This is a genomic window from Pseudomonas sp. FYR_7 (assembly GCF_043106155.1).
Taxonomy (GTDB): Bacteria; Pseudomonadota; Gammaproteobacteria; order Pseudomonadales; family Pseudomonadaceae; genus Aquipseudomonas; species Aquipseudomonas parafulva_B.
In genome coordinates, this window is sequence record NZ_JBICMI010000081.1 from 63,218 (window position 1) to 76,985 (window position 13,768).

The window sequence follows — 13,768 nt, forward strand, 5'->3', positions numbered from 1 at the left end:
CGGGTTTCCTCTCACAGGTGATAGCCGAAACATCTGCCAACAAATACGGGACGCTCACATGGCCAGGGAACCAAAAACGGCAAGCCGACTGCTTTGGATAATGGCGCTAGGCACTGTGGCACTCCAGCTCTCGGGCTGCGACATGGTGTTATTCAACCCCAAGGGGCAGGTGGGGCTCGAGCAACGCAACCTGATCATCCTCGCCACCCTGCTCATGCTGATCGTGGTGGTACCGGTGATGATCATGGCGCTGGTGTTTTCGGTGCGCTATCGGGCCTCGAACGAAAAGGCCCGCTATACCCCCGACTGGGGCCACTCGCGGCTGATCGAAGCGGTGGTATGGGGCGTACCACTGGCCATCATCATCGTGCTGGGCGTCGTCACCTGGCGCTCGACCCATGCGCTGGACCCGTACCGGCCGCTGGCATCCGATACCCCTGCGCTCAAGGTCCAGGTCATCGCCATGGACTGGAAGTGGCTGTTCGTCTACCCCGAACTCGGCATTGCCTCGGTCAACGAGATGGCGATGCCTGTGGACACGCCCGTCGACTTCAGGGTGACTTCCGACGGGGCCATCACCTCGTTCTTCATCCCAGCCCTGGGCGGCCAGATCTACGCCATGGCCGGGATGCAGACACGGCTGCACCTGATCGCCAACCATGCAGGCGATTACACGGGGATAGCCGCCAACTACAACGGTCCGGGGTTCTCGGACATGCACTTCAGGGCGCTGGCCCTCGACCCGGCAGGCTTTGAAGAGTGGGTCAAACGCACACGCGCTGCCGGGCGCCAGCTCGATGGGGCTGCCTACACGCAGTTGGCCAAGCCCAGTATTGCCCACCCGGTAGAACATTACGGCCAGGTCGAGCCGCACCTGTTCCAGTCGCTGATCGACAAGTACCAGGGCGTCAACCGCTCCCGCGAGGTCGAGCGCCGGCTTGGCGATTCCCAGGGCGAGAGCACCCAAGGCAGCAAGGAGTAAGACCATGTTCGGAAAACTGACCTGGGATGCCATTCCCCTCCACGAGCCGATCATCATGTACACGCTGGCCGTCGTCGGGCTGCTGGGCCTGGCGGTCGTGGGGGCCATTACCTACATGGGCAAATGGAAATACCTGTGGCAAGAATGGTTCACCACCGTGGACCACAAGCGCATCGGCGTGATGTACATCGTCGTCGCCTTGGTGATGCTGCTGCGCGGCTTCGCCGACGCGTTGATGATGCGCACCCAGCAGGCCATGGCCTCGGACGGCTCGCCCGGCTACCTGCCACCTGAGCACTACGACCAGATCTTCACCGCCCACGGGGTGATCATGATCTTCTTCATGGCCATGCCGTTCGTGGTCGGGCTGATGAACGTGGTGGTACCCCTGCAGATCGGCGCACGCGACGTGGCCTATCCATTCCTGAACGCCGTCAGCTTCTGGCTGTTCGTCTCCGGCGCTGTACTGGTGAACCTTTCGCTGGGCATTGGCGAATTTGCCCGCACAGGCTGGGTGGCCTATCCCCCGTTGTCGGGCATCGGGTACAGCCCCGGGGTGGGGGTGGACTACTACATCTGGGCGCTGCAGATATCCGGGGTCGGCACCCTGCTCACCGGGCTGAACTTTTTCGTCACCATCTTGAAGATGCGTACCACCGGCATGACGCTGTTTCGCATGCCAGTGTTCACCTGGACGGTATTGTGCACCTCGATCCTGATCCTGGCTGCCTTTCCCATCCTTACTGCCACCTTGTTCATGCTCACGCTCGATCGCTACTTGGGCATGCACTTCTTCACCAATGAACTGGGCGGCAACCCCATGATGTACGTGAACCTCATCTGGGCCTGGGGCCACCCCGAGGTGTACATCCTCATACTCCCAGCGTTCGGTATCTTCTCGGAGGTGGCCTCGACGTTCTCGCGCAAGAAGCTGTTCGGCTACTACTCCCTGGTGTGGGCGACCATCGTCATCACGGTGCTGTCGTTCATCGTCTGGGTGCACCACTTCTTCACCATGGGCGCCGGGCCCAACGTCAATGCGTTCTTCGGCATCATGACCATGATCATCGCCGTGCCCACCGGGGTGAAGATCTTCACCTGGCTGTTCACCATGTACCGGGGCCGAGTGCGTTTCGAGACGCCGATGCTGTGGACGGTTGGCTTCATCGTCACCTTCAGCATCGGGGGCATGACCGGGGTCCTGCTGGCGGTACCCGGGGCGGACTTCCTGTTGCACAACAGCCTGTTCCTCATTGCCCATTTCCACAACGTGATCATCGGCGGCGCGGTCTTCGGCTACCTCTGCGGCCTGACGTACTGGTTCCCCAAGGCCTTCGGTTTCAAGCTCTACGACCCCTTGGGGCGTGCTGCCTTCTGGTGCTGGTTGGCTGGATTTTACTTTGCCTTCATGCCGTCCTACTTCCTGGGGTTCATGGGCATGACCCGGCGCCTGAATCACTTCGACGTACCCGAGTGGCGGCCCTTCCTGCTGCTGGAAATGGTCGGGGTACTGATCATTCTGTGCGGCGTGGCCTGCCAGGTCATGCAACTGGTGGTGAGTATCCGCAAACGTCATGAGAACCGCGACACCACAGGCGACCCCTGGGACGGGCGTACGCTCGAATGGGCGACCGCTTCGCCGCCCCCGTTCTACAACTTCGCCGAACAACCGGTCGTGGGCGGCATCGACGCGTACTGGGGGATGAAGGAGAAAGGCGTGAAAACCCTGGCCGAGATGGATTTTCGCAAGATTCACATGCCTTGCAACACCAGCCTGGGCCTGGTGCTAGGCGTTCTGTCCACGGCGCTGGGCTTCGCGTTGATCTGGCACATCTGGTGGTTGGTCATCGCCAGTTCATTGGCAGTCATCGCCACCCTGATCGTGCGCAGTTACGACCCCGATACCGACTACTACATCCCGGCCGAAGAGGTCGAACGGATGGAAACCGAGCGGCGCCAACGGCTGGCGGAGGCCTGAATCATGTCCCATGTCGTGCACAACGAAACGGCCCGCGAGCAGGAGCATGGCCACGAAGACGCAGGCTCCCTGAGCCTGTTCGGCTTCTGGGTCTACCTGATGACCGACTGCATTCTGTTCGCCACCCTGTTCGCTACCTACGCGGTGCTGGGCCAGTCTGTGGCAGGTGGGCCCAGCGCGGCGGACATCTTCGAACTGCCCTATGTGCTGGTGGAGACGTTCCTGCTGCTGTTGAGCAGCATCACCTACGGCTATGCGATGCTCGCCCACCCCCGTCGGGACAAGCGCTGGGTATTGCGCTGGCTGGGCGTCACGTTTCTCCTCGGCCTGGGCTTCATCGCCATGGAGATCAACGAATTCCATCAGCTGATCAGCGAGGGCGCAGGCCCTGAACGCAGCGCGTTTCTGACGGCGTTCTTCACGTTGGTGGGCACCCACGGCCTGCATGTGCTGGTGGGGTTGATCTGGATGGCCCTGTTGATGATGCAGGTCCATCAACGCGGCCTGACCTGTGCCAATGCCACACGCTTGAGCTGCCTGAGCCTGTTCTGGCATTTCCTGGACATCGTGTGGGTATGCGTGTTTACCGTCGTCTATCTGTTCGGGGTGATCTGATGAATCGTCAAAGCCATGTGCCTAGCAGTGCCGGCGCTAGCCAGAGCAGCCACCGTTCCTACAACACTGGGTTCGTCCTGGCCGCCCTGCTCACCCTGCTCCCCTTCGGGCTGGCCATGTACCCCAGCCTGCCGCGTCACCTGACCTTCATCGCTGTGCTGGTGTGCGCCCTGTTCCAGATCGTGGTGCACATGGTGTTTTTCCTGCACCTGACCACAGCGCGAGAGCAGCGTTGGAACCTGGTCGCGCTGGTGTTCACGGTGGTGATCATCACGCTGTTGGTGGGGTTGTCGCTGTGGATCATGTACTACGTGCACTACAACATGCTCGGGTTATGACGTTCTTCCCATTCGGGCTGGCCTGCCAACAGCAGAGCAGCCCGGCGCGTTTATGCAGCCCGACGGTTGCGCCATGCACAAGTCCCCGCCACACCCAACAGCAACACTGCCCCGGCTGCACCCAAGGTAGCCGGGGCGCCAACCCGAGCAGCCAGCAGCCCGGCGGCCATTCCGCCCAGTGCCTCGAAGCCGAAGCGCATGGCGATGTAGAACGCAATGACACGTCCGCGCAAATGGCCTGGCGCTTGGCTCTGCAGCTGCATGTTGGTGCTCACGTTGCTCAGCGTGATGCCGAAACCCAGCACCACCAGGGCAAACAATGCCAGCTGCAACTGACCTGCCCAGCACAACCCCAGTAGTGCCAGGGCGCAAAGCCCTGCGCCCATTTCGATGAACTGGCGAAGGCGAGGCAAGGCTCCGCCCACCGCCAGCACCAGCGTGGCCACGAACGCGCCCGCGCCCGCCGCGCCCCAAAGCCAGCCCAGCACCCGTGCGTCACCGGCATACACACTCTTGGCCAGGATCGGCAGGAGCGCTGCATAGCAGGATGCCAGGAGGTTGACCATGATGACGTTGAACAGCAATTGCCTGACGCCTTGCTCGCGCCATAGATAAGCGAGGCCCTCACGGAACACCTGGGCGGTGGAACCTGTAGCCCGAGGGCTGGCTTTGGCTTGCACCTTCAGCAACCCAACGAGCAAGGCGGTGAAAGCAACGGCGGTCAAGGCAAAGCACGCCGCCTCCCCTGCCACGGCAATCAAGCCACCGGCCAATGGCGGGCCGACGAAGCGGGCCGCGTTGATGAGCATCGCGTTTAGCACCAGCGCATTGGGCAGGTCTGCCGGGTCATCCACGAAAGAAGCAATCAGGGCTTGGCGCAGTGGCGTTTCGACGGCGTTGAGCAAGCCCAGCAGCAACGCCATGGCGGCGATGAAAGGGCCATCTACCCAATGCGCCCAGGTGGCCAGCCCAAGCACGGCTGACTGCACCACCAGTATCGACTGGACGACGATCAGCAATCGGCGCTTGTCATGGCGATCGATCCAGGCGCCTGCCAGAGGACCGATGACCAGCTGCGGGGCGAGGGAAAGGAAGGTGATCAGCCCCAGCAATACGGCTGAACCGGTCAAGTGGTAGGCCAGCCAGGACAGCGCGACTTGCTGAACCCACTTGCCCAAGGTGGAAACACCCTGGCCTGCGAAGTAAACCTGGAAGTTGCGGTGGCCCAGTGCGCGTACCGCAGAGGGCCAACGGGTACGAGGGGGCGGCGTCGGGTCTGACAAGTGAGCAAGTCCTCAGGTGAGAAGCCGCCGCCATTGAAGGATCTTGCTCGTACCACGTGCGGGTCGATCCTCAGCCTGGCAGCAGGCAGCCTTTCTTTTTCAAGGATTCCAGGACCCAGGTGCGGTCATTGGTACCTTGAGCGATATGTTCCATTTGCGCCGTTTCGGCAGCGTGCTTGGCCGTGGCGCGTTGGTAAACCTCTGCGACATGGGCATAGGGTACGCACAGCAAGCCGTCATCGTCACCGATGATCAGGTCCCCAGGTTCGATCACCATGCCATCGATGGCGATTGGCACATTGATCTCACCCGGTCCGTCCTTGTAAGGGCCGCGGTGGGAAACACCGGCAGCGAAAAGGGGGAAATCACCGGCCTTGATGCTTCCGGCATCGCGGATTGCACCGTTGATGACGATACCGGCTACACCGCGCTTTACAGCGTACGCCACCATCATCTCGCCGATCAGTGCATTGGTCAGGTCGCCGCCAGCATCGACCACGATCACATCCCCTGGCTCGGCGATGTCGATGGCGTAGTGCAGCATCAGGTTGTCACCAGGGCGGGCCTTGACTGTCAGCGCCGCGCCGCACAGCACGCCTTCCCGGTGCATGGGACGCAAACGCGCACCACCGGCCGTCATGCGATTCATCGAATCGCTGACGTTGGCAACCGGCACCTCGCGGTAGCGCGATACCCATTCATCACCGATTTTGCGCGTGCGTTCAAGCACCTGGAAACCAATGCTCATGTGACCTTCCTCTCTTGGATTTATTGGGCGCGCCCCAGGCAAACCAGAACGCCATTTCAGAATGTCATTTCATTAAACGCATTTCAAGGATTTTAAATGGCGATAATTACGGAATCTGATTGACGATAAAACTGTTGTTGCAACGCCATTTCATTATGCTACGTTATTGGTGAAAGCACTCAGTGCAGTCCTACCGTCTTGAACAAAAACAAGGTATCGACGATGTCCCGTACCCTTCTGCTGACCGGTCCGGCGCTGGCCGACCAAGCAATGCGCCTGGCCGAACAACACGCCATCCGCGTCATCCCCACCACGCCCTATCTGCCCGAGCAAGAGCTCGAAGCGATCATTCGCGCAGAGCAACCCGATGGCATCATCGTGCGTCAGGGCAGCCTGACCCGCGCCATGATCGACGCCTCCAGCGCATTGAAGGTGGTGGCCAAGCATGGGGTTGGCTACAACACCATCGACATCCAGGCCGCCGCCGACCGTGGTATTCCTGTCTCCATCGCCGTTGGGGCCAACGCCCAATCAGTGGCCGAGCACGCTTTTGCGTTGATGTTCAGCGTCGCGCGCCAGACCGCCTTGCTCGATGCGCGCATGCGCGAAGGCCACTGGGACAAGGCCACTGCCAACGGCATGGAATTGGCGGGCAAGACCCTGGGCTTGGTCGGCCTTGGCTCGATTGGCGCGATCCTGATGGACTTGGTGGCGCCGCTGCGCATGAAGGTCAAGGTTTACGACCCTTACCTACGGCAACTGCCCGTGCGTGACCACGTCGAGCGCGAAGAGGATTTCGATCGCTTGCTGGCCGATAGCGATATCATCAGCCTGCATTGCCCGCTCACGGACACCAACCGCAACCTCATCGGCGCCCAGCAACTTGAGCGCATGCGTCCCGGCTCCATCTTGATCAATACCGCACGTGGCGAGCTGGTCGATACCGATGCCCTGGTGCATGCGTTGAGCGAACGGCGTATCGGGGGTGCCGGCCTGGACACCTTCCACCCCGAACCGCCTCCGGCCGACAGCCCGCTGTGGGGCCTGCCAACCCTGGTCGCCACACCTCACATCGGGGCCAACACCAGCGAAGCCCGGGACCGCGTAGGCCTGGTTGCCCTGCAGCAAGTCCTCGATGCCTGGGACGGCAAGGCGCTGGACCCGCGCTGTGTGGTGAACCGTCACCTGATCGATAACTGATTGCACCTGCGCCGGCTGGTCCGGCGGCACGGACCACTGCGTAACTCCAGAAAAAAAACAATTGGAGAGCACCATGAAACCAGCCTCAACCCCGCCCAGCGAGCTCGAACGCGCCACCATGCGCCGTGTTGCCTGGCGCCTACTGCCCTTTCTGATCATCTGCTACCTGATCGCGATCATCGATCGCGGCAACATCGGCATGGCATCGTTGCAAATGAACCAGGACCTGGAGTTGTCAGCCAAGGTCTTCGGTTTCGCCAGCAGCTTGTTCTTCTTCGCCTACTTTCTGGTGGAAGTACCCAGCAACCTGGCCATGCAGCGCTACGGTGCGCGCATCTGGATCGCGCGCATCATGATCACCTGGGGGCTCATCTCCGCCGGTACCGCCTTCGTGCAAGGCGCCAACTCGCTGTATGTGATGCGCTTTCTGCTGGGCGCAGCCGAGGCCGGGTTCTTCCCTGGGGTGTTGCTCTACCTCACCTACTGGCTGCCGTCGGCGTATCGCGCGCGCATGGTGGCGCTGTTCATGGTCGCCATTCCCGCCGCCAACTTCATCGGCTCGCCAATTTCGGGGCTGCTCTTGAGCCTGGACGGCTGGTTGGGCATGCGCGGCTGGCATTGGCTGTTCATCCTCGAGGGCATCCCGGCGGTGCTGCTGGGTATCGCCTGTCTGTTCGTACTCACCGATCGGCCTGAACAGGCCAAATGGCTGAACGACGAGCAACGCGGCTGGCTCACCGGGCGGCTGGCCGAGGAACGAGCGCGGAAGACCACCATCGGTCATATCTCGCTGTGGAAGCTGCTGCGCCACAAGGACATCTGGGTGCTTGCGCTGATCTACTCGGGCGCCTCGGCGGCCGGCAGCACCATGAGCGTCTGGGCGCCACAACTGCTCAAGACGTTCGGCCTGAGTTCCATGGAGATCGGGCTGGTGAACGCTATTCCGTACGGCGTTGCCTCGATCCTGATGGTCATTTGGGGTCGCAGCTCCGACCGCACCGGTGAACGTCGCTGGCACACCGCGATGACCATGTTGCTGATTGCGGCCGGCCTGCTGATGACCCTGTTCACCTCGTCGCTGCCGGCCACGGTGGTGATGCTGACCATGGTGCTGGTGGGGGCCTACTCCATGAAAGGCCCGTTCTGGGCACTGGTGTCGGGCTGGTTGTCCTCCTCCACTGCAGCGGCTGGGCTGGCTGCGGTCGGCGCCATGGCCAACCTGATCGGAGGTGGCTTGATGGTCAACGTGTACGGCGCCATCCATGACGCCACGGGCAGCTATGCCCTGGCGCTGATGCCACTTGCGGCGCTGTGCACGCTGGCCGGGGTCATGGTGTTGGTCATTGGCCGCAAGCGTCAGGTGGAACAGGCGCAGGCCGCAGGAACGTTGGCTACCAAGTAGAAGCCGCTTGGCGTTCGATTGGCGTCCATGGCACGCACGACGTGCCGTGGAGCCGGTGAAACCGGTGCCAAGTCAAAACACAACAAAATAGAGGCTGTAATGGCTTTATCACGTCGAAGATTTCTTCAGGCGACCGGTAGCCTGAGTGTCCTGGGTGCAATGGGCGCTGCGGCCAGCGTCCCGTACAATCAGGGTGAAGACCGTCCGCGTCTGGTCCCGCCTTCCGGCAGCGTGGACTGCCACATGCACCTTTACGACAGCCGCGTCCCAGCGGCACCGGGTGCTACCTTGTTGCCGCCGGACGCGTCTTTGGACGACTACCGCCAATTGCAACGCCGACTGGGCCTGCGCCGCATGGTCATCGTCACGCCTTCGACCTACGGTACGGACAACCGTGTGATGCTCGAGGGACTGGCCCGCAGCGGTACAGATGCACGGGGCATAGCCGTCGTCGCCAGCACCGTCAGCGATGAGGAGCTTGCTCGCTTGCACGGGGCAGGCGTGCGGGGCATTCGCTTCAACCTCAGCACCGGTGGGCAAGCGCTCGACGGCATCGAGCTGCTCGCGGCGCGGGTGAACGAGTTGGGCTGGCACGTACAACTGGCCACAGGCCCGCTACTGGCCGATATCGCTCCACGGCTGGCTGCGCTGCCTGGCAAGGTAGTCATTGATCACATGGGGCACGTACCACAACCCGAGGGTGTTCTGTCGCCTGCCTTCAAGGCGCTGGATGGGCTCATGCAACAAGGTCGCACCTGGGTCAAACTTTCTGGTCCCTACCTGCGTTCCAAAACGGGCGCTCCCCATTTTGAGGACGTGGGCCTGGTGGCACGCAGGTTGATCTCACACTACCCTCAACGCCTGCTATGGGGCAGTGATTGGCCGCACCCCACCCAGTCCCTGCAGAACAAGCCTGATGATGCCGCATTACAGGATACCTTGCTTGACTGGGCACCGGATGACCAGGTTCGGCAGCTGATCCTGCGGGATAACCCCGTGGACCTGTACGGCTTCGCCTAGCGCTCGCGCTTAGCCTCGCACGACCCGGATCGCCTACACATCGATGCTCTACACACTGGCGCCGCCGCTGCTCAAGCGACGGCGCCAGTGAACTCAGAGCGATTCGCCGTCGTCCTCGATATCCATCTCAGCCTCAGCTGCCTCCGTAGCATCCGCGTCATTGAGCGCAGGGGAAGTGGGTTTCAACGGATCGTTGATATACGGCACATCGCTTGGGCCTTTCTCTTCAGTGCCCGCGGTTTCTGGTTGCATGGCGTACTCTCCTCAACTTACAGGCTCGGCCCTTTGAAACCGGGCTCATGGATTGGGCAACCATTGTGCTGCCCACGAAAATTTGCCGACATTTCATAGGCCGGCTTGCGCACCCGCATCACGCCGCCCAACGGCCTGTGCGCCGCCAGGCCATGCCAAGGGCTGAACGCCATGCCGTCGTCGATACGGCGCACATTCTCTTCGCTCCACGCGGCTTGAGGCTTGACCTCCAAGGTGGCCACGCTCACATAAGGGCTAAGCGCTTCGGGCCACTGCCTGGATGCATCTTCGATCGGCATCTGATCTAGATCGGTGGCCAACTGCACCCGGACTTCCCAGACGCCACCCTGGCTTGTAAAAAACGCCTCCACCGCGTGGCGCAGCCCGTCTGTGTCATCTTTGAGGTCCACGACCTGATCGGTCAGCGCAGTCAAGGCCGTCGACACGGGCACTACCGCAAGTTTTGCGTAGTAAGGGCCATAGAGCACAGGTACGACGGTGCTGAAGCTTTCGCCAAGAATGTGGGTTTGAGGATGCCCGCCAAGGCTTTTGAGGGTGCCGCTCTCGCCGCCAAACGCTTCGACCACCTTTTCTGCACCGCGCAGCACCGCGGACAATGCCTTTTTGGTACCCGGAGCTTTGTCAGTGGTCTTGGCGAGCAACTTCAACGTCTTGAGAAACGCCTTGGGGTCTGGCGCGGTAAAGGCTTTGGCATTCTGCATGACAAAGTCCTGGGTGACTTGCCCTTCACTGCCTGGCAACCGCGGGCCTTGCACGCCTACGATTTTGAGCGCCAGCCCCCGTGGGGTGGAAACCTTGTCGTCGAGGATGTCACCTGGGTTGGTGGAAAACCGCAGGTAGGCATCGAACTCACCGGGTGTGGCGAAGGCTCCCTGAGCGAGCTGCGCAGGCAGCCCCGGCGCCACCTTCAGTGTGCCGCGCAATAATCCATGTGCTTTGGCATGAACGCCCCGATTGGCGTGACCATTGTCATTGAAGGTGATCTCCATGATCTGACGCAGCGTATCCTGCAACGCCTGGCTGGTCTGTGCCTCATCCTCGGGAATCTGCTCAAAACCGGGCTCGAAAGGCAATGGCACTACCATCGCGGAGTCATCGGGCAGCTTGTTCATTACGGCGCTCCTGTCGTCTCGGGACGAACAATGGAATGGATTATCAACGTATAGCCTTCAAGGCCCTGCATGGCCCAACCTTCCAAGCGCTCAATTGATCTGATCGTGCGCCGGCACTGCCTTGCTCAGGTCATCAGCGGACGGCTCCACCTTGCGCAGCGTAACCGGCACGCATTTGGCGGCGGGCACCTTGCTTCGTTCAGCGTGATGCCACAGGGGGATCAGGGGATTGCACTCGGGGTAGTAAGCGCCGGCGCAGCCCTGCGGAATGTCATAGGCGATGATCTGCAAAGGACCCACTTCTCGCACCACCTGGGGCTCGACAGCGGTGCGTAGCAGCACCCAATCGCCTGCAGCCAAGCCCAACCGAACCACATCGCTGCGATTGAGAAACACGACGCTGCGGGTGCCTTTTACGCCGCGGAAGCGGTCGTCATAGCCATAGACGGTGGTGTTGAACTGATCATTGCTGCGCAGCGTCATCAATTGCAGCACATCATGCGCTGAGACAGCGGGCTGCAAGTCGTCGTCCTCATCAAGCCGCTGGGGCGCCACGAACTGGGCTTTGCCAGACGCGGTCTGCCACTCCCGCTTAGCCGCGGGCAAGGGCCTACGGAAACCACCGTGCTCCCACATGCGGGTCTCCATGTCGTGAAATATCTCCGGATACACCTGGCTGATCGCTTTGCGGATCAATGCATAGTCGCGGCGCCAGGCATCCCAGTCGATAGCAGTACGCTGACCTAGAGTGGCTTCGGCCAACCCGGCGATGATCGCCACTTCGGAACGCAGTTGCTCGCTCGCCGGCTCATTGCGGCCCTGCCAGGCGCGGATGCAGCCGGTACTGTCCTCGGTGGTATAGACCTGCTCCACCCCGTCCTGACGATCAGTTTCGATGTGCCCCAGGCAAGGCAATAACCAGCCATGTCGTCCTGGGAACAGATGCGTGCGATTGAGCTTGGTGGCCACCTGGACGTTCAGCGTCAGCGTCTGCCAGGCCGCTTCCATGTGATGGGTGTCTGGGATCGCCCGCAGGAAGTTGCCACCCAGGCCGATGAAGGCCTTGACCTTACCCTCGACCAGCGCCTGGCAGCAGTCCACCGTGGCCATGCCTTTGCTCGGCGGGACCTGTACGCCAAACAGCGCTTGCAGTTTTTCAGCCGGAACCTTGTCCGGGTCTTCCGTGATACCGACCGTGCGCTGGCCCTGCACATTCGAGTGTCCGCGCACTGGACAGATGCCTGCGCCAGGCTTGCCAATGTTGCCGCGCAACAGCAACAGGTTGACCAGCATCTGCACGTTGTCGACACCGCGTCGGTGCTGGGTCATGCCCATGCCGTAGACGATCATGACCTTGCTGCTGCGGGCATAGACGGTGGCTGCAGCTTCCATAGCAGCGCGCCCGAGGCCGGACTGACGCTCCAGGGTCGCCCACTGATGGCCCTGAACTTCCTCTCGCAGCGCATCCAACCCGTCGGTGTGCGCCTGGATGAACGCATGGTCGAGAACGGCCGGCTTGCCCTGCTCATTTGCGTGCTGCTCCATCGCGAGCAGGGCCTTGATAATCCCCATCACTGCAGCCAGATCGCCCCCGACCCTGACCTGGTGATATTGAGTGCTGATCACGGTCGAGTCAGGCCCCAGCATCTCACTGGGAGACTGTGGATTGACGAAGCGCTCGAGCCCCCTCTCACGCAGTGGGTTGAAGGTGATGATGGGCACATCGCGCTTGCGCGCTTCCTGCAACGGGTGAAGCATTCGCGGGCTGTTGCTGCCCACGTTCTGGCCAAAGAAGAAAATGCAGTCGGTGTGTTCGAAGTCTTCCAGCGTGACGGTGCCGACGGGTACGCCGATACTCTCCTGCAGCCCGACCGATGTACTCTCATGGCACATGTTCGAGCTGTCCGGGAGGTTGTTGGTGCCATAGGCACGGGCGAGCAGCTGGTACATGAACGAGGCTTCCAACGACGCCCTGCCCGAGGCGTAGAACACCACTTCGTCAGGCGTCAGGGCTTGCAGCTGTTGGCCGATTTGCTGATATGCCTCTGCCCAGGTGGTGACCTGGTAGCGATCGCTGGTCGGGTCGTAGCGCATGGGATGGGTCAACCGGCCTTGCTGCTCCAAGGCGTAATCGGTCCATGTGCGCAGCGCTGACAGGGTATGGGTGGCGAAGAATTCCGGGCCGGTGCGGTGGCGGGTGAGTTCCCAGGCAGTGGCCTTGGCGCCGTTCTCGCAAAATTCCAGCGCGTGTGGGTTGCCAGGCTTGGCCCAGGCACAGCTGACGCAGGCGAAGCCGTTGGGTTTGTTCTGTCTGACCAGTGCCATGGGTGCCGTGGTAAAGGCTTGTTCACGCCAGAGTATGCTCATGACAGAACGCGCCGACCCCCAACCGCCTGCTGCATCTTGGTAGGGCTTGTATCGCGCTTGAGGGTGGATAAGCGACATGGCCGCCTCGCTGTAGTTATGTCTGCATATTTCGAGGCGGAGTGGGAGATGGAAGTTCAAGCGTGCATGGTGTCTGCTGGCTAAGCGGCGGGAGGCGGGAGGCGGGAGGCGGGAGGCGGGAGGCGGATGGGAGCTTATTACAGGGGTCCGCCGCAGGTAGGCCCTTTTTATGATATCTACCCAATAAATGCCGGGGGCCGCTGTGCGGCCCATCGCGACACAAGACCGCTCCTACATTAGGAATGAGGCTATCTGCAAGCAATGCGCAATGTAGCGTTATGCAACTTAGACACGCTTAGAATTTATTCTTCTCAGATTATTGCCGTTGCCGTTGCCGTTGCTGTTGCTGTTGCTGTTGCTGTTGCTGTTGCT

At 61.4% G+C, this 13,768-nt stretch carries 12 protein-coding genes; 7 read left to right on the top strand and 5 right to left on the bottom strand.

Translation table 11 applies throughout. The annotated features are described in order from the left end of the window. Positions 1 to 100 precede the first annotated feature (100 nt). Genes cyoA through cyoD form a run of 4 tightly spaced genes read left to right on the top strand, consistent with a single transcriptional unit; the run spans position 101 to position 3,913 of the window. The gene (gene cyoA / locus ACF8R3_RS21480) at positions 101 to 982 is read left to right on the top strand and encodes a ubiquinol oxidase subunit II (protein WP_178091249.1); all 882 of its coding nucleotides are present in this window, start codon (positions 101 to 103) and stop codon (positions 980 to 982) included. 4 nt (positions 983 to 986) lie between these two features. Beyond that, positions 987 to 2,960, top strand: a complete 1,974-nt coding sequence (gene cyoB / locus ACF8R3_RS21485) for a cytochrome o ubiquinol oxidase subunit I (RefSeq protein ID WP_100851350.1) — start codon at positions 987 to 989, stop codon at positions 2,958 to 2,960. Between the two features lie 3 nt (positions 2,961 to 2,963). Next, a complete protein-coding gene (gene cyoC / locus ACF8R3_RS21490) occupies positions 2,964 to 3,575 on the top strand; it encodes a cytochrome o ubiquinol oxidase subunit III (protein WP_392516112.1) in 612 nt (203 codons plus the stop codon). Beyond that, positions 3,572 to 3,913: a cytochrome o ubiquinol oxidase subunit IV gene (cyoD, locus tag ACF8R3_RS21495; protein ID WP_392516116.1), complete on the top strand. Its 342-nt coding sequence runs from the start codon at positions 3,572 to 3,574 to the stop codon at positions 3,911 to 3,913. Before cyoC ends, cyoD begins: the two co-directional genes overlap by 4 nt. A 50-nt stretch (positions 3,914 to 3,963) precedes the next feature. Here cyoD and ACF8R3_RS21500 read toward each other — a convergent pair whose 3' ends face one another. Next, on the bottom strand, positions 3,964 to 5,196 hold the full coding sequence (locus ACF8R3_RS21500; protein WP_392516113.1) for an MFS transporter: 1,233 nt from the start codon (positions 5,194 to 5,196) through the stop codon (positions 3,964 to 3,966). Positions 5,197 to 5,266: 70 nt separating this feature from the next. Continuing rightward, positions 5,267 to 5,944, bottom strand: coding sequence for an RraA family protein (locus ACF8R3_RS21505; RefSeq protein WP_100851348.1), 678 nt, complete (start codon positions 5,942 to 5,944; stop codon positions 5,267 to 5,269). 222 nt (positions 5,945 to 6,166) lie between these two features. On the opposite strand from ACF8R3_RS21505, the gene ACF8R3_RS21510 reads away from it, so the two are divergent. The 3 genes from ACF8R3_RS21510 (at position 6,167) to ACF8R3_RS21520 (ending at position 9,566) form a co-directional block, all read left to right on the top strand. After that, entirely contained in the window at positions 6,167 to 7,144 is a 978-nt protein-coding gene (locus ACF8R3_RS21510; protein ID WP_058639369.1) for a hydroxyacid dehydrogenase, read from the top strand. 73 nt (positions 7,145 to 7,217) lie between these two features. After that, complete coding sequence (locus ACF8R3_RS21515; protein ID WP_145254598.1) at positions 7,218 to 8,546, top strand: MFS transporter; 1,329 nt, start codon at positions 7,218 to 7,220, stop codon at positions 8,544 to 8,546. A 99-nt stretch (positions 8,547 to 8,645) separates the two neighbouring features. Next, the gene (locus ACF8R3_RS21520; protein WP_392516114.1) at positions 8,646 to 9,566 is read left to right on the top strand and encodes an amidohydrolase family protein; all 921 of its coding nucleotides are present in this window, start codon (positions 8,646 to 8,648) and stop codon (positions 9,564 to 9,566) included. 93 nt (positions 9,567 to 9,659) lie between these two features. Here the strand turns inward: ACF8R3_RS21520 and ACF8R3_RS21525 are convergent, their stop codons facing one another. The 3 genes from ACF8R3_RS21525 to ACF8R3_RS21535 all read right to left on the bottom strand — a co-directional run bounded on the left by ACF8R3_RS21525 (position 9,660) and on the right by ACF8R3_RS21535 (position 13,396). Next, on the bottom strand, positions 9,660 to 9,818 hold the full coding sequence (locus ACF8R3_RS21525; protein ID WP_165919269.1) for a hypothetical protein: 159 nt from the start codon (positions 9,816 to 9,818) through the stop codon (positions 9,660 to 9,662). Positions 9,819 to 9,835: 17 nt separating this feature from the next. Continuing rightward, the gene (locus ACF8R3_RS21530) at positions 9,836 to 10,951 is read right to left on the bottom strand and encodes a catalase family protein (protein ID WP_196126103.1); all 1,116 of its coding nucleotides are present in this window, start codon (positions 10,949 to 10,951) and stop codon (positions 9,836 to 9,838) included. 90 nt (positions 10,952 to 11,041) lie between these two features. Next, a complete protein-coding gene (locus ACF8R3_RS21535) occupies positions 11,042 to 13,396 on the bottom strand; it encodes an FdhF/YdeP family oxidoreductase (RefSeq protein WP_392516115.1) in 2,355 nt (784 codons plus the stop codon). Between the last annotated feature and the right edge of the window lie 372 nt (positions 13,397 to 13,768).